Raw genomic sequence first — 18,251 nt, 5'->3', positions numbered from 1 at the left:
ATCAATATACAATTAAGTATAATATATAATGAAAATTGCAAGAGGGTTTCGCAACAAAAATGCCGCCGCTCAAAACGGAGCGGCGGCTTTGTTTTATCGAACGCATTTCCAGACGCAAAACCGCTTCGCACTTTTGCTGGAAATGGTTTGTTTTCACGCATTATCCTACGCAAAACCGCTTCGCACTTTTGCTGGAAATGCTTTTTCTCCAACGCATTTCCGGACGCAAAACCGCTTCGCACTTTTGCTGGAAATGCTTTAACTTCCAAGAAACGATTGAACGGCAGTCAGTTCCGTCTGGCGCAGATCGTGCCCGCCCGGATGCCAGACAAGCGAAAGATCGGCTTTCTGGCGCTCGAAATAATCCGCGAGCGCTTCCGTCTGATCCGGCGGGCAGATCGGGTCCATACGGCCAGCGGTCATCAGAATTTTCGCGCCCTCAAGCGCCGGATTGTCCTTCGGCCTGAACGGCACCAGCGGATGCAGAAGCATCGCCCTGTCGAACACCCTGCCTTTCTCGATCAACAGGTTCGCCATGATGTTGGCGCCGTTGGAATAGCCAAGCCCGATCACTTCGGACGGCTTGTGTTCCGCCACGAGCCCGGCGATGAAACCGGCCATCTTATCGGTGGCGCGGGCAAGGTCTTCCATGTCGTAGACGCCCTCGCCCGTGCGGCGGAAGAAGCGTGCCGCCCCATATTCCGACACGTCACCGCGCGGCGACACGATGGTCGCTTCCGGCAGAAGCTGTTCCGCAAGGCCGAAAAACTGGTTCTCGTCGCCGCCCGTGCCGTGAAACACGATGAAAAGCGGCGCGCCGTTCGCACCGGCTTTGAGCCGGTGCACATAGGTTTGCATGGTCATGTCTTATCTCCTCTCCCGGCAAGGTCAGATCTTGTCGAGATGGTCTTCGAGATAGCCGCGCAGATGCTGGTGCTGCGTCGGCAGTTTCAGCGCTTCGCCCAGATGGGCCGTATCCTCGTCGCGATCGAAGCCCGGTTCGTTGGTTGCCACCTCGAACAGGACGCCGCCCGGCGTGCGGAAATAGATCGCCCAGAAGTAATCGCGGTCGATGACGGGCGTGACGTGATAGCCCGTATCCATCAGCGCCTTGCGCACTTCCAGCTGCTTTTCGCGGTTTTCGACGGCGAATGCCACGTGATGCACGGAACCGGCGCCCTGCCGGTTGCGGCCGACCGCAGGCAGGGTTTCCAGGTCGATGACGCCCGCACCATTGCCCTCCGGCATGACGAGGCGGGTGATGCCGTCTTTCGCGTCGAGCTTCTGATATCCCATATAGTTCAAAAGTTCGGCTGTAGCGCCTTCGTCGCGAAGCCGCATGGAGACGGAATGAAAACCACGAATGGCGTGGTCGGCATCGATGCCGTCATGCGCCCACGGCGCGCGCGGATCGTCCTTCACTTCCACCAGCGCAAAGCTGTCGCCATCCGGGCCGAGGAAATGGATGCGCTTTTCGCCGAAAGCCTCGTCTTCGGACTGAACCTTGACCGCGGATTGGGCAAAACGATCCTTCCAGAAACCGAGCGAGCCCTGCGGCACGGCAAAAACGGTCGTGCCCACTTCGCCGGTGCCGCCCTGGCCGCGCGCAATGCCGGGAAATGGAAAATAGGTCATGACGGTGCCGGGCGTGCCCACTTCATCGCCGTAATAGAGGTGATAGACGCTCGGATCATCGAAATTGACGGTCTTCTTGACCCGGCGCAGCCCCAGAACATCGGTGAAGAACCGGTTGTTGGAACGGGCATCGGCGGCAAGCGAGGTAACGTGATGGAGGCCCTTGATCTGATTAAGCATGGCGATCTCTCCTGTTGTGTTGCCGCCAATATAGCCATCCCCACCTGCATTGAAACATTGACGATCATGCACAGATTGTATCTGTTTTCGAAACAATAGCCGCCGCCTGATTTTCATCTGGACGCAGCCCCCCGACAAAGTTTAGCTACCGGCAACACCAATGCAGAAAGGTTTCCCATGGCGTCCGGCTTGTTCGCACTTCTCGATGATGTCGCAGCCATTGCGAAAATGGCGGCAGCCTCGCTCGATGATGTTGCAGGCCAGACGGCAAAGGCCAGTGCCAAGGCCGCTGGCATCGTGATCGACGACACCGCCGTCACGCCCAAATATGTCGTGGGGCTGACGCCGGAACGCGAATTGCCGGTCATCTGGAAAATCACCAAGGGGTCGCTGCGCAACAAGCTTGTCTTTCTGCTGCCGCTGGCGCTCATTCTAGGCTATTTCGCGCCGTCCCTCATCATGCCGCTTCTGATGATCGGCGGCATCTACCTGGCCTTCGAAGGCACGGAAAAGCTGGTGGAATTCTTCATTCCCCACACGGAGGAACATGCGGAAGCCAAGGGCGCGACCGCAAGGGAAATCGAGGAAACGACCGTCAACGGCGCCATCCGCACGGACTTCATCCTGTCGGCGGAAATCATGGCGCTGACGCTGGCGGGGCTTGCGCCCTCAAGCATCTATACGCAGGCGGCCATCCTCGCCGCCGTCGGCATATTGATCACCTTTGCCGTCTATGGCGTGGTCGGCATCATCGTGAAGCTCGACGATATGGGCGTCTCTCTCCTGCGCAACAGCCACACGGGCTTTGGCAGGCAGCTCGGCAAGGGGCTGGTTGCGGGCATGCCCGTCATATTGAAGGTTCTGAGCACTGTCGGCACCGCCGCCATGCTGTGGGTTGGCGGCAGCATCATCGTGCACGGGCTGGATTCGATCGGCATCCACGGTGTGGAAGCCTTCATCCATTCCATCGTCTCGCACCTGCCGACCGAAGGCACCCGGTTTTCAGCCGCCTTCGAATGGATCGCAACCTCGCTCCTGCAAGCGCTCCTTGCGATCCTGATCGGCATCGTCATCGTGATCGCCGTCACGATCTTCAACGCCCTAAAGGCGAAGAGGTGACGTCACGCCGATCATGCCTCCGAGCGTCAGATATTCGGCTCGACCTTACCCTTTGCCTTCGCCCCGCTCTTGCCCTTGGCGGTCAGCCTGTCGATATAGGCGAGGAACAGCGCCGAGAACACGAAGGCCAGATGGATGATGGTGAACCACATCAACTGGTTGGACGTATAGGTGGTGGCGTTGAGGAATATCTGGAGCAGATGGATCGACGAGATTGCCACGATGGTGGAGGCGACCTTGATCTTGAGCGAGCCCGCATCGATGGTGCCAAGCCAGTGCACCTCGTCGCCCGCCTGATCGAAGCGGCTGACGAAATTCTCATAGCCGGAAATGATGACCATCACCACGAGGCTTGCGATCAGCGCCGCATCGATGAGACCGAGGACCTTCAGGATCGTGTCGGTATCGTTCAGCGCGGTCACTTTCGTTGCGAAATCGAAGAGTTTGCCCATGAAGGAGACGGCATAGATCGCCAGCGCAATGGCAAGGCCGAGATAGAAGACCACCAGCAGCCAGCGCGACGCCAGAATGATGTTTTCGATCAGAAGTTCAATTCGTTTCATCGATCCGTTTCCGGGTAATCATGCGGACACCTGTTGAAGATCAGCGCTTATGGCAAGCGCGTGCACAGGAATGATGTGCAAAAATAGGAACGCGACCGCTTTCTTGCAATATCAGTTTTCACCCGCCGCCCCGAGCAGTTCGAGCGCGAGCCTGCGCGCGGCTGTGGAAATATCCGGGTTGAAAACCAGCCAGTATCCCTTGTCGCTTGCAAGCGCCACGTCGCAGGCATGGACAAGCTGCCCGCGCTGCACGGCCCCGTCGATCAGCCCCGCCCAGCCGAGCGCCACGCCCTGATCGGCAATGGCGGCCTCGATCACCAGATTATAGGTGTTGAAGACCAGCCCGTAATTGCCGTCTTCTATGTCTTCGCCGATCCTGTCGAGCCATGACTGCCAGGTGAACCAGCGGTCGCCCTGCAATGTATCGAGATGCAGGAGCGAGGCCGCGCCAAGCCGTTTGCCGCCCGCAAAAGGGCCATGCGCGGCGAGATAGGCCGGGGAACAGACGGGCACGACCTTTTCGCCGATGAAGGCGATGGCATCCTTGGGAAAATCCTCGCGCCCGCCGAACAGGACCGAAATATCCGCCTCGCGCCGGTCGAGCGGCTGGAGCATGGACGATGCCGTGATGCGCACATCGACCTCGGGATGGTTGGGGCGAAACTGCGCGACACGCGGCATCAGCCAGAATGTCGCGAAGCCATAGTCGGTCGCGATCCGCAATCCCGGCGCGCGCTGGCGGCGCTCGATCTGCTGCACCGCCTCGTCGATTCCATCCAGGCCGGAACGCACGGCCTCATAAAGAATGCGCCCTTCAGGCAATATTTCGACGCCGCGTGCGCGCCGGGCAAACAATGCAACGCCCAGACGCTCCTCGATGCGCTTTATCTGATAGCTGACGGCGGGTTGCGTCATGCCGAGTTCACGCGCGGCGAGGGTCAGATTTTCCAATCGTCCCACCGCTTCGAAAACGCCAAGGCTGCCAAGATCCCAGGATGGAGAAACCATAAAGACCTTCTATAGCTTCGATAAAAAATGAATGGGTTTTTCCCTAGCCTAAATGATGTTCTCCTGAAAGCAGCAATATGAGACATAACCGGCTTTAATCAATCAGAGGGGTCATCAATGCGCTGTTTGAAGATTGCGGCACTGGCGTTCACGGCACTGGCGGGGCTTTCGGGGACGGCTTTTGCCGCCGATCCCGCGGCTTGCGAAACCATCCGCCTGTCCGATCCGGGCTGGACCGACATCACCTCCACCAACGCCGTCGCAAGCGTGCTGCTGGAGGGCCTCGGCTACAAGCCAGACGTGAAGACCATGTCCGTGCCGATCGGCTATGAGGCGCTGAAAACCGGCAATCTCGATGTCTTCCTCGGCAACTGGATGCCCGCACAGCAGACATTCCGCGACGATCTCGACAAGGCGAAGGCCGCCGAAGTCCTCGTGAAAAACCTCGAAGGCGCGAAGTTCACGCTGGCCGTGCCGGATTATGTGGCAAGCCAAGGCGTGAAGGACTTTGCCGACCTTGCCGCCCATGCCGACAAGTTCGGCAAGGCGATCTATGGCATCGAGCCCGGCGCGCCCGCCAACCAGAACATCCAGAAGATCATCGCGCACCCGAAATTCAGGCTCGACGGCTGGGAACTGGTGGAATCGAGCGAGCAGGCCATGCTCGCGCAGGTGGACCGCAAGAACAAGGACAAGGCATGGGTCGTTTTCCTGGCCTGGGCGCCGCACCCGATGAACACAAAGCTGAACATTGAATATCTGGCGGGCGGTGACGACTATTTCGGCCCGGATTTCGGCGGCGCGGAAGTCTATACGCTTGCCCGCACCGGCTGGGCCGCCCAGTGCCCGAATGCCGCGACCTTCTTCAGGAACCTCATCTTCACCGTCGATATCGAGAATGAGTTGATGGGCAAGATCCTGGATGAAGGCGCGGAAGGCCCCGCCGCCGCCAAGGAATGGCTGAAGGCGCATCCGGACCAGATCGACCAATGGCTTGCGGGCGTCACCACCTTCAAGGGCGAACCGGGCGCAGAAGCCGTCAAGGCAAGCCTCGGCCTTTGACCGGGTACCAGATGCACGTTTCAGGCGGGCGTTTCGGCGCCCGCCGTTTCACGTTTCCACATTTGCCGACGGTCCCGCACAATGAAAAAGCCGAATATCCTCATTCTCATGGTCGACCAGCTGAACGGCACCTTCTTTCCGGACGGCCCGGCCAAATTCCTTCACGTCCCGAATTTGAGAAGACTTGCCGACCGCTCCACCCGTTTTGCCACGTGCTACACGGCAAGCCCGCTTTGCGCGCCCGCACGCGCGTCGTTCATGTCGGGCCAGCTGCCGTTTCGGACCGGCGTTTACGACAATGCGGCGGAGTTTTCGTCTGAAATCCCCACCTATGCGCATCACCTTCGCAATGCGGGCTATCAGACCGCACTTTCCGGCAAGATGCATTTCGTCGGGCCGGACCAGCTGCATGGTTTCGAACAGCGGCTCACCACCGATATCTACCCGGCGGATTTCGGCTGGACGCCGGACTATCGCAAGCCCGGCGAACGCATCGACTGGTGGTATCACAATCTCGGTTCCATCACCGGCGCGGGTTCCGCCGAAATCACCAACCAGCTCGAATATGACGATGAGGTCGCCCATCAGGCCGAAGCAAAGCTCTATGATCTGGCGCGCGGCCACGATGGGCGGCCATGGTGCCTGACGGTCAGCTTCACCCATCCGCACGATCCCTACGTGGCGCGCAAGCGCTTCTTCGATCTTTATGCGGACATTCCCGAACTCGATCCGAAAATCGGGCCGCTGGCTGAAAGCGCGATCGATCCGCACTCCGAACGCCTGCTGCGGGCCTGCAAGGCCGAGGATTACGACCTGACCCGCGAGCAGGTTCGCACCGCGCGGCAGGCCTATTTCGCCAATATCTCCTATGTGGATGAAAAGATCGGCGCCCTGCTCGATGTGATCGAGCGCTGCGGCATGGCGGAGGACACGATTGTCGTCTTCACATCCGATCACGGCGATATGCTGGGCGAACGCGGCCTGTGGTTCAAGATGAGTTTCTTCGATGGCTCCGCCCGCGTGCCGCTGATGATCGCGGCCCCGCAACTGAAACCGGGCCGTGTGGATGCCCCCGTCTCGACGCTCGACGTCCTGCCGACACTGGCCGACCTGGCGGGCATCGACCTCAAGGACATCATGCCGTGGACCGACGGTGTTTCACTCACCGCTATCGCCTCAGGCACGGCCGAACGCGGCGCCGTGCCGGTCGAATATGCCGCCGAAGGCACCGTCGCGCCGATGGTCTCGCTGCGCGACGGCGACTGGAAGCTCAACCTTTGCCGCGCCGACCCGCCGCAACTGTTCAACCTTGCCGCCGACCCGGACGAATTGCGCAATCTGGCCGGACAGCCGGAGTTCAGGGCCGTTCTGGACGGCCTGCTGGCCAAGGCGGAAACGCGCTGGAACCTGGACCGCTACGATACCGATGTCCGCGCCAGCCAGGCGCGCCGTCACGTCGTTTATCCGGCGCTGCGCAACGGGGCCTATTATCCGTGGGATTACCAGCCGCTGCAAAAGGCATCCGAGCGCTACATGCGCAACCATATGGACCTGAACGTGCTGGAGGAAAACCAGCGCTTCCCGCGCTGAACATGCGGCTTTGACTTCTGCCCTGAAACCAACCGGGCGAGGCTTGAGTCTTCGCCGGCGCAATCCTCATGACGGCCTTGTTTGCCCGGATTCGCGTCCTGTTCGGGAGAAAACCGGCTCGTCGACCAACGCCGACGTGGAAAATCGACATTTATTAACGCAGGCTGGTCGAGAAATTTTACCAATTTTGCCCGGCATATTGGTTTGCCTTGACATTATCGCCATGGATTCTAGCATATCGATGCTTGCATGCGATAAAGGCGCCCGGAAACAGCATTTCTCTGCAATTTCAGGGGCTTGAACAATATTGGGACCTGCGGGAAAAGAGGCTTGAAAGCCCTCCCTCAACGTCCTTCAGGGGAACAGAGAATGCATATCAGAAAAACTGGCCTTGGCCTGTTTGTCGCCGCGTTTTCGCTTGCGGCGGCGTCTTCGCACGCCGAAGAGGTGAAGCGCGGCGGCACGGTCATCGTCCATATGAACACCGAGCAGGGTGTACTCAACCCTGCGCTGCGCGCCTCCACCGGCGTCTACCAGATCACCGGCCGCATCATGGAGCCGCTGATCGACCGCACCTATGAGGGCTATGTGCCGGTTCTGGCCACAAGCTGGTCATCCTCGGAAGACGGCAAGGCCATCACCTTCAAGCTGCGCGAGAATGTGCGCTGGCATGACGGCGAGCCTTTCACCTGCGATGACGTTTCCTACAGCGCGATGAACCTGTGGAAGAAGCTGCTCAACTATTCGACGACGCTTCAGGCCAATCTCGAAGCCGTCGACTGCACCGATCCGCATACGGCCGTGTTCCGCTATTCCAGGCCGATGCCGCTCGACCTTCTGGTCGCCGCCATGCCCGATCTCGGCCATCCGGTGCCGAAGCATCTTTATGAAGGCACGGATATTCTGAAGAACAAATACAACGCCGCGCCGGTTGGCACGGGGCCGTTCAAGTTCGTCGAATATGAGCGCGGCCAGCACATCATTGCCGAGCGCAACGATGATTACTGGCGCGGCAAGGAATATCCCTATCTCGACCGCGTGATCTGGCGTTTCATGCCGGACAAGGCCGCCGCAGCCGCGGCGCTTGAAGCCGGCGAAATGCTGGAAACCGCCTTCAACGGCATTTCCATGTCGGATACCGAGCGTCTTCAGAAGGATGGCCGCTTCGACACCGGCACCAAGGGTTTTGAGAACAATGTCGCCCACTCGACCATCGAGTTCAACCTGCGCAATCCGATCCTTGCCAATCTGAAGGTCCGCCAGGCGATCTATCACGCGCTCGATATCGACTTCGCCATCAAGACGATCATGCGCGGCTATGCCAAGCCGGGCCGCGGCCCGATCCCGAGCGCTGGCGGCGCCAACTATACGGATCAGGTCCAGACCTATCCCTATGATGTTGAAAAGGCGAAGAAACTGCTCGACGAAGCCGGTTATCCCGCTGGCCCAGACGGTATCCGCTTCAAGCTGCGTCATCGCCCGGCCCCATGGGGTGAATATACGCAGCTTTGGGCTGAATATTACGCTCAGGCCATGAAAGAAGTCGGCATCGACGTCGAAATCCTGACCAATGACGCACCGGGCTTCCTGAACGGCGTCTATCGCGACCATGATTTCGACACGGCAAGCGGCTGGCACCAGTTCCGCTCCGATCCGGCGGTCTCCACCACTGTCTGGCTGCGCTCCGGCGCTCCGGTCGGCACGGCATGGTCCAACCAGTTCGGCTACAAGTCCGACGAAATGGACAGCCTGATCGACAAGGCCGCATCCGAGCTTGATCCGGCCAAGCGCGCCGATCTCTACCACCAGATCCAGCAGCTTGAGATGAAGGACCTGCCGGTTATCTTCGCCATCGAGCATCCGTTCGTCGGCGTGACCAACAAGGTGTTGAAGAACCATCACAACACGCCGCGCTGGGATTCCTCCAGCTGGTACGATCTGTGGATCGACCGATAAGCCAGACCAAGCCGCTGCCAACCGATCGGCAGCGGCTGCCTTCTCCATGAATGCTGAAATGCATATCTTGCAGGATAATCCGCAATGCCCCTGCCCCCGATCCTGACTTTTGCGCTGCGGCGCATCTTGCAGGCAATCCCCGTCATTCTTCTCATCATGATCGGGTCATTCCTGCTGATCAAGCTTGCCCCCGGCGATACGGTGGACGCGCTTGTCGGCGACATGGGCGGCGCAGACCCGCAATTCGTCGCCAATCTGCGCGCCGAATATGGTCTCGACCAGCCGGTCTGGGTGCAGTTGTGGATTTACATGACCAAGCTGGCGCAGTTCGATTTCGGCTGGTCCTATGTCTACGAACAGCCGGTGCTGGACGTGCTGAAGGCCCGCCTCGTGCCGACGCTCCTGCTGATGGTTTGCTCGCTTTCGGTAGCCTTCATTTTCGGCATCGCGCTCGGCGCCTTCGCCGCGCGGCGCGCCTATTCGCTAACCGACAATGCGATTTCCACGCTTGGCCTCGTCTTCTATGCCATGCCGAGCTTCTTCCTCAGCCTCATCCTGATGTTCGTCTTTTCGGTCAAGCTCGGCTGGCTGCCGGTCGGCGGCTACAAGACGCTTGGCGGTTTTTACACCGGCTGGAAGAATGTGTGGGATATTGCCGTGCACCTCGTCATGCCGACGACGGCGCTGTCGCTCATCTATCTCGCCTTCTATATGCGCCTGATGCGCACCAGCGTGCTGGAAGTGGCCGACCTCGATTATGTGCGCACGGCCCGCGCCAAGGGCGCCAGCGGCGCAAGGCTGATGTTCCACCACATCATGCGCAACGCCTTCCTGCCGGTCGTCACGCTGCTCGGCCTGCAATTTTCCACCGTGCTTGGCGGCTCGGTTGTCATCGAGACGATCTTTTCGCTGCCCGGCCTCGGCCAGCTTGCCTATACCTCCGTCATCAAGCGTGATCTCAACACGCTGATGGGCATCATCTTCCTGTGCTCGGTGCTGGTGGTGATCGTGAATTTCATCACCGATCTCATCTATGCGCGGCTTGATTCCAGGATCGAACTGTCATGACGTCCCAGGACCTTTCCCTCACCCGCCCGCAAGTCTCGCGTACAAGAATTCTGTGGCAGCGTTTCAGCCGCAACCGCGCCGCCGTGCTGGGCCTCATCCTCTTCATCGCCGTGGTGCTGATCGCGCTTTTGGCCGATGTCATCGCGCCCGGCGACCCGCTGCGCCGCGCGGGCGATCCGCTCGTCTGGCCATTCGTCAATGCCGCAACGCCGCTCGGCACCGACCAGCTTGGGCGCGATATCATGGCTGGCATTTTCCACGGCGCGCGCATCTCGCTTCTGATCGGCGTGGTGGCCACCCTGATTTCGATCGTGATCGGCATCATTATCGGCGCGCTTGCCGGCTATTATGGCGGCTGGGTGGATGATGTGCTGATGCGCATCACCGAAGCCTTCCAGACCGTGCCAAGCTTTGTGCTGCTTCTGACATTGGTGGCGATCTTCGGCTCTTCCATCGAAAACATCATCATCTGCATCGGCATTGTGTCCTGGACCGCGCCTGCCCGCATGGTGCGGGCCGAGTTTCTGGCGCTGCGCAAGCGCGAATTCATCGATGCCGCGCGCAATCTGGGCGTCGGCAATGCCGCGATAATCTTCCGCGAAATCCTGCCGAATGCCCTGCCGCCGGTGATCGTCTTCGCATCTGTCGTTATGGCCACGTCCATCCTGATGGAAAGCGCGCTCGCCTTTCTCGGTCTTGGCGACCCGAACTATGCAAGCTGGGGCAACATGATCGGCCAGGGCCGCGCCGTGCTGCGCAGCGACTGGTTTTGCTCCGTCATTCCCGGCATCGCCATTCTGCTCACCGTTTTGTCCTTCAGCCTGCTTGGCGAGGGCCTGAACGACGCGCTCAATCCGAGGCAGAAGAAATAATGACCGCCGCACCCGTTCTTGAAATCAAAAACCTGCAAATCGCGCTGCCGAAGGGCGCCGACCGGCCTAATGCCCTGCAAGACCTTTCGCTTACCATCAATCCCGGCGAGATCGTCTGCCTCGTCGGCGAAAGCGGCTCCGGCAAGTCGCTTTCGGCAGGGGCGATCATGCGCCTTCTGCCGGAACCGCATGTGCGCGTGACCCATGGCACGATCAGGCTCGAAGGCATCGATCTTTATTCGCTCAGCGAAGCCGACATGCAGAAGCTGCGCGGCGACCGCATCGGCATGATCTTTCAGGAGCCGATGACCGCGCTCAACCCGCAAAAGACGGTCGGCTGGCAGATCGATGAGGTGCTGCGCCTGCACACCAGGCTCGGACGCAAGGCGCGCCGGGCCGCCGTGCTGGACATCCTGGCGGAGGTGAAGATTCCGGACCCGGAATCCGCCTATAACGCCTATCCGCACCAGATTTCCGGCGGGCAGCGCCAGCGCGTCATGATCGCCATGGCGCTGATCCTGAAACCGCGTCTCATCATCGCCGACGAACCGACCACCGCGCTCGACGTGACCACGCAGGCGCAAATCCTGAAACTGATCCGCGACCTGCAACGCGAACACGATACCGGCATCCTGTTCATCACCCATGATTTTGGCGTGGTGGCGGAAATCGCCGACCGCGTGGCCGTGCTGCGGCTTGGAGAACTGGTGGAGGAAGGTCCGGCCAACGAAGTGCTGAACCACCCGCAGCACGCCTATACCAAGGCGCTGATCGCATCGGTTCCAGCCCTCACCCCGCCGCCGGCCAAACCGTCGCTTGAACAGCCGGTCATTCTCAAGGCGAGCGCCTTGCGCAAGACCTTCAAGGCACGCGGCGGCTTGCTGACCGGCAAACGCAGCGCCGTGCCTGCCGTGAAAGACCTTTCGTTCGAACTGCGCGAGGGCGAGACGCTGGGCGTCGTCGGCGAAAGCGGCTCCGGCAAGACCACTGTTTCGCGCATCGTCACGCGCCTGCTGGAAGCCGATGGCGGCAGCGTCGATGTGCATGGCAGGGATTTCCTGAGCGCCAGCCCGCGGGACGTGCGCGCCATGCGCAAGGACATCCAGATGGTGTTTCAGGACCCGATGGCCTCGCTCAACCCGCGCCGCCGCGTCGTGGACCTGATTGCGCAAGGACCAATCGTCCATGGCGTGCCGAAGGATGAGGCGCACGCAAAAGCCCGCGCATTGCTGGAGCTGGTGGAGCTTTCGCCCGCTGCCGCCGACCGTTTTCCGCATGAATTTTCGGGCGGGCAGCGCCAGCGCATCGGCATTGCCCGCGCGCTTGCTCTGGAGCCGCGCATCATCGTCGCCGACGAGCCTGTCTCCGCGCTCGACGTCTCGGTACAGGCGCAGGTTCTGCGGCTTCTGGCCGATTTGCGCGAGCGGCTCAACCTGTCGCTGCTTTTCGTCACCCACGATCTGCGCGTCGCGGCCCAGCTATGCGACCGCATCATCGTCATGTCGAAGGGCGAGATCGCCGAAGCCGGGCCGACCGCGCAAGTCTTCGCCAATCCGCAACATGACTATACACAGCGCCTGCTTGCCTCCATTCCCGGCAGGGGCTGGACACCGCCTCGTTTTGAAACCACGTGAAGCCATGCAGAAGATAGAATTCCCACCCTCCATCTGGGCCGCAACCGCCCCCGAACGCATACCGGCGAAGCCGCTGACCAGTGACGCGGAAGCCGATATCGTCATTGTCGGCGGCGGCTTTACCGGGCTTTCGGCTGCCCTTCATCTGGCAAAACGCGGCAAGCGTGTCATCCTGCTGGAAGCCAATGCCGTCGGCTGGGGCGCATCCGGGCGCAACAATGGCCAAGTCATCCCCACCATGACCGCCGCCGAGCCCGATGCAATCGCCAAACGCTATGGCGCCGCGGGCGAACGTTTTGCCAGACTGATCGGCAACAGCGCCGACATTCTTTTCTCCATCCTGCGCGATGAGAATATTGATGCAGAAGCCGAGCAGAACGGCTGGTTCCAGCCTGCCCATTCGCCGGGCCGGGTAAAGCTGTCGCAAAACCGCGTGGATGCGTGGAAGCGGTTCGGATTTCCGGCAGAGTTTCTCGACCGGTCCGCGACATCGCGCCTTTTGGGCAGCGATTTCTGGCATGGCGGCATGTTCAACCCGACCGGCGGCCACATCAATCCGCTGGCTTTCGCGCGCGGTCTTGCCGCGGCTGCCGAACGCCACGGCGCAATCATTCACGAGCAAAGCCCGGTCGTCACCTATGCTCAAATGAGCGACCATTGGGAGGCCAAGACCGCAAGCGGCACGGTGCGCGCCAAGGGCTTTCTGCTTGCCACCAACGCCTATACGGGCGAGCTGCGCGAGGGGCTTGCCCCGCGCCTTGCCCGGACCATCGTGCCGGTGCTCTCATGGCAGATGGCGACCGCGCCCGTCAGCGACAATCTGCGCGCAACCATCTTGCCCGGCAGGCAGGCCGTTTCCGACACGCGCGGCGATCTGCGTTTCTTCCGCTACGATGCCCGCAACCGGCTGATTACCGGCGGCGTGGTGATGGGCGATTTCAACGTGGCTGAGCGCGTCAGGCGCAAGACGGCGCGCAACATGGCAGAAGCCTTTCCAGCGCTGGGCGAGCCGGAAATCACCCATGTATGGAGCGGCTATATCGGCATGACATGGGATCGCTTTCCGCGTGTCCATCAACTCGGCCCCAATGGCTGGGCCTGGATCGGCTGCAACGGGCGCGGCGTTGCGCTTGGCACGTCGCTTGGCCGCGAATTCGCATGCGCGCTTGCCGGTGAGCCGGTTCAGGAACTAGCGCTCCCCATCTCGGAACCCGCGCCATTGCCTTTTCATAAGGTCGCGCGGAAGATTGCCCCCTTCTATCTCGCATGGCTTCGGCGCAAGGATCTCACCGAGCCAAATCTCTAACCCATTTCATTCAACGTTCATGTGAAAGGTCAGGTCCATGAATCAAATGTCAATTCTCGAACGTCGCCGCATCGAGGCGCTGGTTCTCAAGAATGTTTACGAGGTTATTCGCGAACGTTCCGGTGAGGAAGAAGCACAGGCCGCAATCGGCGAAGCCGTCAGCCGTTCGGCCATCGAACAGGGCAAGAGCTTTGCCGAAGAACTCGGCCGCACACCCACCATACAGGATTTTGCCGATATCCAGCCGCTCTGGACGAAGGAAAACGCGCTGGAAATCGACGTTATTTCGCAGGGCGAGGATCATTTCGATTTCAACGTGACGCGCTGCCGCTATTCGGAAATGTATCGCGAGATGGGTCTTGGCCATATCGGCCATCTGCTGTCCTGCAACCGCGATGGCGATTTCTGCATCGGCTACAATCCCGACATGAAGCTGGAACGCACCCAGACCATCATGAAGGGCGCAAGCCATTGCGATTTCCGCTACCGCCTCGAACCAAAAGACAAGGAAGCCTGACATGCCGGTTGAAAACTGGACGTCGAACCAGCTGGACGAACTCGTCGCATTCCGTCGCGACCTGCACGAAAATCCGGAACTGCTTTACGATGTGAACCGGACGGCGGACAAGGTTGCCGAAGCGCTGCGCGCCGCAGGCGTCGATGAGGTCGTGACCGGCATCGGGCGCACCGGCGTCGTCGGCGTCATTCGCGGCCAGTCGAACCGTTCGGGCCGGGCCATCGGCCTGCGTGCCGACATGGATGCCCTGCCTATTCTGGAAGAAACCGGCGCGGCGTGGGCTTCAAAAGCGCCGGGCAAGATGCATGCCTGCGGCCATGACGGCCACACGACCATGCTTATGGGCGCGGCCCGCGAACTGGCGCAAAGCCGCGCCTTCGACGGCACGGTGATCGTGATCTTCCAGCCTGCCGAAGAAGGCGGCGCAGGCGCCAAGGCGATGATCGATGACGGTCTGTTCAAGCGCTGGCCGGTCGATGAGGTCTACGGTATGCATAACCGCCCCAACCTCGCGGTGGGGCATTTCACCATCAATTCCGGCCCGATCATGGGATCGGTCGACGTGCTCGACATCACCATTGACGGTGTTGGCGGACATGCCGCCTCCCCGCACCAGACCATTGATCCCATTCCGGTGACGGCCGCACTCATCCAGGCAATCCAGACGCTGACGGCGCGCACCATCGATCCGCTCGATTCCGCCGTGATCTCGATCACCACCATACAGGGCGGCGATGCCTTCAACGTGATCCCGCAGAAAATCCGGCTGACCGGCACGGTGCGCACGCTGCGCGAGGACGTGCGCGATCATATCGAGGAAAAACTGACCCGCGCCGTGCAGGGCATTGCCGATGCCTTCGGGGCCAAGGCCACGCTCGATTATCAGCGCAGCTATCCCGTCACCGTCAATCACGCGCGCGAAACGGAACTGGCGGCCATCGCCGCGGAAGCCGTTGCCGGTGCCGACCGCGTGACGCGCGACATGCCCGCGACGCTTGGCGGCGAGGATTTCGCCTTCATGCTAAACGAGGTGCCGGGCGCCATGATCAATATCGGCAATGGCCCGAGCGCCAATCTCCATCACCCGAAATATGACTTCAACGATGATGTCATCACCTGGGGATGCTCCTACTGGACCACGCTTGTCCGCCACCGGCTGCCGATCGGGAACTGACCACCGCAGACCATTGGACAGGGCAGCTCCCCCCAAGAAGAGCTGCCCTTCGTAGAGCCTGAATCCAAAAGCGGCAGACCGAGGCGAAAATGGTGATTTTCGAGTACCGGAGCGCAGTGTACTGAACCTACATGAGCGCCCGAGCGCAGAAAAGCGCCATTTGCAGACCGGTATGGCGACTTTTGGAACAAGCTCTTTTTCTACATAAAAGCGTAGTTGCGAGACAATAAAAGCTCTAGTTTATCTAAGGCGCCCGTAATATAAACCGCTCCCAATAATCCATCGTGACTTTCTCCGATGGGAAAAGAGAAGCCGGCCCGGAAGCCTGTTTTGAACGGTTTTGCGTTTGGAAATGCGGAAAAGCCAACGATAATGCGGGGGAATCCATGAATATCGAGTCTGCCCTGAGCGACAGCGCCAATATTTTCGACCTTGCGCCCATCTCGCTGTGGCTTGAGGATTATAGCGGCCTGCGCCGGCAGTTCGATGAATGGCGGGCGCTGGGCGTCACCGATCTTGGGGCTTTCCTGCGGGAGGATACGACCCGGCTGCGCCAGTGCACCAGCCATATCCGGGTGCTCAAGGTCAACCGCAAGACGCTTTCGCTTTTCGAGGCGGACAATGTCGGCCATCTGGTCGCCAATCTCGAACGCGTTTTCCGCGACGACATGCAGGAACCGCATATCGAGGAGATGGTGCAACTGTGGAATGGCGGCAATGCCTTTTCAAGCGATACGGTCAATTATACGCTCGGCGGCAAGCGTCTCGATATCCAGCTCAAGGGCGTGGTGCTGCCGGGATACGAACATTCCTGGGAGCGGGTTCTCCTGTCCATCGAGGATGTGACGGCGCGCGAGGACGCCCGCCGCGAACAGGACCGGCACAAGCAGCACGCGCAAGGGCTTTTCGAACATTCACCGGTTTCGCTCTGGGTGGAGGATTTCAGCCGCATCAAGCAATTGATGGACGATGTGCGCCAGCGCGGCATTGTCGATTTTCGCGTGTTCACCGACGTGCATCCCGAATTCGTGCGCCAGTGCATGAGCGAAATCCGCGTTCTGGACATAAACAATGAAACGCTGGCGCTGTTTCTCGCGCCCGACAAGAAGACGCTTCTGCAAAGCCTGCCGCTTGTGTTCAAGGACGAGATGGAAACCCATTTCCGCGAACAGCTCATCGATCTGTGGAACGGTGTGCTGTTCCAGCGCCGCGAAGTGGTGAACTATGCGCTCGACGGCACAGAGCGGCATCTTCTGCTGCAATTGTCCGTTCTTCCGGGGCATGAAGCGGACTGGTCGCTGGTGCAGGTGGCGCTGACCGACATCACGGCGCGCAAGAAGGCGGAAGCCTATCTCGAATATCTGGGCAAGCATGACGTGCTGACCAAGCTTCACAACCGCGCTTTCTATGTCGACGAACTGAACCGTCTGGAACGCAAGAACCATGCGCCGGTTTCCATCATCATCATCGATCTCAATGGCCTCAAGGTGGCGAACGACCATTGGGGCCATGCGGCCGGAGACGGGCTTCTGCGCCGCATCGGCGAGGTGCTGAACGAGGCGGTCAGGCAGCCCGGCCATGCCGCCCGCATCGGCGGCGACGAATTCGCGGTCGTGCTGCCCTATGTGGATGAACGCGGCGCGGAAGCGATGGTGGAAGACATCACGCGGCTGGTCGATCTCAACAACCAGTATTATTCGCAGTTGAAGCTCAATCTCTCCATCGGCATGGCCACGAGCATGCCGGGCGAAAAGCTGGAAACGGTCGCCAAGCGCGCCGACCTGCTGATGTATGAGAACAAGCGCCAGCAATATACGACGGCTATAAACTAATCGTCGAACTTGATGATCGTCTTGCCGCGCGTGATGTCGGTGACGAGGCGCGACAGATCATCCTGCGCGGCGATGGGCATGGCGCCTGTCATTTCCACGCCGGTGCCGGTGAAGTTTTCCTGTGCGATTGTCACATTCTCCACTGCCGTCAGGCGGGCTTTCAGGAGCGCGTGATCGGAAAAATCGCAGGCAAGCGAAAAGCCCGCCAGCGGAATAACCTCCGTCTTTTCCGCCTGTCGCAAACAGCTTGCCGCCGTGCCGCCATAGGCGCGCATCAGGCCGCCGCTTCCCAGCAGAATGCCCCCGAACCAGCGCGTGACCACGACCACGATATTATCCAGCTGCTGGCCGTCGATTGCCTGCAGGATCGGCTTGCCCGCCGTTCCGCTCGGCTCGCCATCGTCGCTGAAACGATAGTTCTGCCCCATCCGCCAGGCCCAGCAATTGTGCGTCGCGGAAAGATCGGAATATTCGCCCAGAAAATCCTTTGCCGCCTGTTCGCTCGCAGCCGGCGCGGCAATCGCCAGAAAGCGGCTTTTCCTGATCTCCTGACTGAAGGTTTCAACGCGGCTGATCGTGAACATGGCAATCCCGAAATAATGTCCTTTGCGCCCTAACACTTTCCATCGACGATGACGACCCCTTCCCGCCTCTTCCCCGCATCGCACCCAGCGGATATAGAGATTAAGCCAATGCACGAATGCGCTTTTACGGCTCGGTTCTCGCCAACCAGAA

At 60.2% G+C, this 18,251-nt stretch carries 17 protein-coding genes and 1 pseudogene; 12 read left to right on the top strand and 6 right to left on the bottom strand.

Annotation, left to right across the window (positions count from 1 at the left end):
* The first annotated feature begins 28 nt into the window (after nt 1–28).
* The gene (locus AVM02_RS02110; protein WP_411505371.1) at nt 29–262 is read left to right on the top strand and encodes a hypothetical protein; all 234 of its coding nucleotides are present in this window, start codon (nt 29–31) and stop codon (nt 260–262) included.
* On the opposite strand, the gene AVM02_RS02105 is transcribed toward AVM02_RS02110, so the two are convergent.
* Nucleotides 259–864 (bottom strand): alpha/beta hydrolase, encoded by a 606-nt coding sequence (locus AVM02_RS02105; protein WP_411505370.1) that lies wholly within the window; start codon nt 862–864, stop codon nt 259–261. The genes AVM02_RS02110 and AVM02_RS02105 overlap by 4 nt on opposite strands.
* 24 nt (nt 865–888) lie before the next feature.
* Entirely contained in the window at nt 889–1,815 is a 927-nt protein-coding gene (locus AVM02_RS02100) for a VOC family protein (protein WP_411505369.1), read from the bottom strand.
* Nucleotides 1,816–1,992: 177 nt separating this feature from the next.
* Here AVM02_RS02100 and AVM02_RS02095 point away from each other — a divergent pair, with 177 nt between their 5' ends.
* Entirely contained in the window at nt 1,993–2,934 is a 942-nt protein-coding gene (locus AVM02_RS02095) for a DUF808 domain-containing protein (protein ID WP_411505368.1), read from the top strand.
* Nucleotides 2,935–2,960: 26 nt separating this feature from the next.
* On the opposite strand, the gene AVM02_RS02090 is transcribed toward AVM02_RS02095, so the two are convergent.
* Both AVM02_RS02090 and AVM02_RS02085 read right to left on the bottom strand, forming a co-directional pair.
* A complete protein-coding gene (locus AVM02_RS02090; protein ID WP_411505367.1) occupies nt 2,961–3,497 on the bottom strand; it encodes a TIGR00645 family protein in 537 nt (178 codons plus the stop codon).
* 111 nt (nt 3,498–3,608) lie between these two features.
* Nucleotides 3,609–4,505 carry a LysR substrate-binding domain-containing protein gene (locus AVM02_RS02085; RefSeq protein ID WP_411505366.1) on the bottom strand — a complete coding sequence of 299 codons (897 nt, stop codon included), beginning with the start codon at nt 4,503–4,505 and terminating at the stop codon, nt 3,609–3,611.
* A gap of 117 nt (nt 4,506–4,622) precedes the next feature.
* On the opposite strand from AVM02_RS02085, the gene choX reads away from it, so the two are divergent.
* From choX to AVM02_RS02040, 9 genes are all read left to right on the top strand, one after another.
* Nucleotides 4,623–5,567 (top strand): choline ABC transporter substrate-binding protein, encoded by a 945-nt coding sequence (gene choX / locus AVM02_RS02080; protein ID WP_411505365.1) that lies wholly within the window; start codon nt 4,623–4,625, stop codon nt 5,565–5,567.
* Between the two features lie 81 nt (nt 5,568–5,648).
* Nucleotides 5,649–7,157 carry a choline-sulfatase gene (gene betC, locus AVM02_RS02075; RefSeq protein WP_411505364.1) on the top strand — a complete coding sequence of 503 codons (1,509 nt, stop codon included), beginning with the start codon at nt 5,649–5,651 and terminating at the stop codon, nt 7,155–7,157.
* A gap of 369 nt (nt 7,158–7,526) precedes the next feature.
* Nucleotides 7,527–9,113, top strand: a complete 1,587-nt coding sequence (locus AVM02_RS02070) for an ABC transporter substrate-binding protein (RefSeq protein WP_411505363.1) — start codon at nt 7,527–7,529, stop codon at nt 9,111–9,113.
* 84 nt (nt 9,114–9,197) lie between these two features.
* Nucleotides 9,198–10,181: an ABC transporter permease gene (locus tag AVM02_RS02065; RefSeq protein WP_411505362.1), complete on the top strand. Its 984-nt coding sequence runs from the start codon at nt 9,198–9,200 to the stop codon at nt 10,179–10,181.
* Nucleotides 10,178–11,053 carry an ABC transporter permease gene (locus AVM02_RS02060; protein WP_411505361.1) on the top strand — a complete coding sequence of 292 codons (876 nt, stop codon included), beginning with the start codon at nt 10,178–10,180 and terminating at the stop codon, nt 11,051–11,053. The genes AVM02_RS02065 and AVM02_RS02060 overlap by 4 nt, the downstream gene beginning before the upstream one ends.
* Nucleotides 11,053–12,687: an ABC transporter ATP-binding protein gene (locus tag AVM02_RS02055; RefSeq protein WP_411505360.1), complete on the top strand. Its 1,635-nt coding sequence runs from the start codon at nt 11,053–11,055 to the stop codon at nt 12,685–12,687. The genes AVM02_RS02060 and AVM02_RS02055 overlap by 1 nt, the downstream gene beginning before the upstream one ends.
* A gap of 4 nt (nt 12,688–12,691) precedes the next feature.
* Nucleotides 12,692–13,993 carry an NAD(P)/FAD-dependent oxidoreductase gene (locus tag AVM02_RS02050; RefSeq protein ID WP_411505359.1) on the top strand — a complete coding sequence of 434 codons (1,302 nt, stop codon included), beginning with the start codon at nt 12,692–12,694 and terminating at the stop codon, nt 13,991–13,993.
* Nucleotides 13,994–14,030: 37 nt separating this feature from the next.
* Nucleotides 14,031–14,510 (top strand): L-2-amino-thiazoline-4-carboxylic acid hydrolase, encoded by a 480-nt coding sequence (locus AVM02_RS02045; protein WP_411505358.1) that lies wholly within the window; start codon nt 14,031–14,033, stop codon nt 14,508–14,510.
* Between the two features lies 1 nt (nt 14,511).
* On the top strand, nt 14,512–15,684 hold the full coding sequence (locus tag AVM02_RS02040) for a M20 aminoacylase family protein (RefSeq protein WP_411505357.1): 1,173 nt from the start codon (nt 14,512–14,514) through the stop codon (nt 15,682–15,684).
* 46 nt (nt 15,685–15,730) lie between these two features.
* On the opposite strand, the pseudogene AVM02_RS02035 reads toward AVM02_RS02040, so the two are convergent.
* A pseudogene (locus AVM02_RS02035) lies at nt 15,731–15,844 on the bottom strand (flagellar basal body P-ring protein FlgI); the annotation flags it as partial.
* 226 nt (nt 15,845–16,070) lie between these two features.
* On the opposite strand from AVM02_RS02035, the gene AVM02_RS02030 reads away from it, so the two are divergent.
* Nucleotides 16,071–17,516, top strand: coding sequence for a diguanylate cyclase domain-containing protein (locus AVM02_RS02030; protein WP_411505356.1), 1,446 nt, complete (start codon nt 16,071–16,073; stop codon nt 17,514–17,516).
* Here the strand turns inward: AVM02_RS02030 and AVM02_RS02025 are convergent.
* Complete coding sequence (locus AVM02_RS02025) at nt 17,513–18,100, bottom strand: IMPACT family protein (RefSeq protein WP_411505355.1); 588 nt, start codon at nt 18,098–18,100, stop codon at nt 17,513–17,515. The genes AVM02_RS02030 and AVM02_RS02025 overlap by 4 nt on opposite strands.
* Between the last annotated feature and the right edge of the window lie 151 nt (nt 18,101–18,251).

The sequence above is a fragment of the Brucella anthropi genome, assembly GCF_046630315.1.
Classification (GTDB): Bacteria; Pseudomonadota; Alphaproteobacteria; order Rhizobiales; family Rhizobiaceae; genus Brucella; species Brucella anthropi_A.
The sequence above is the reverse complement of the archived record's forward strand: the minus strand, read 5'-3'. Positions and strand labels throughout refer to the sequence as shown.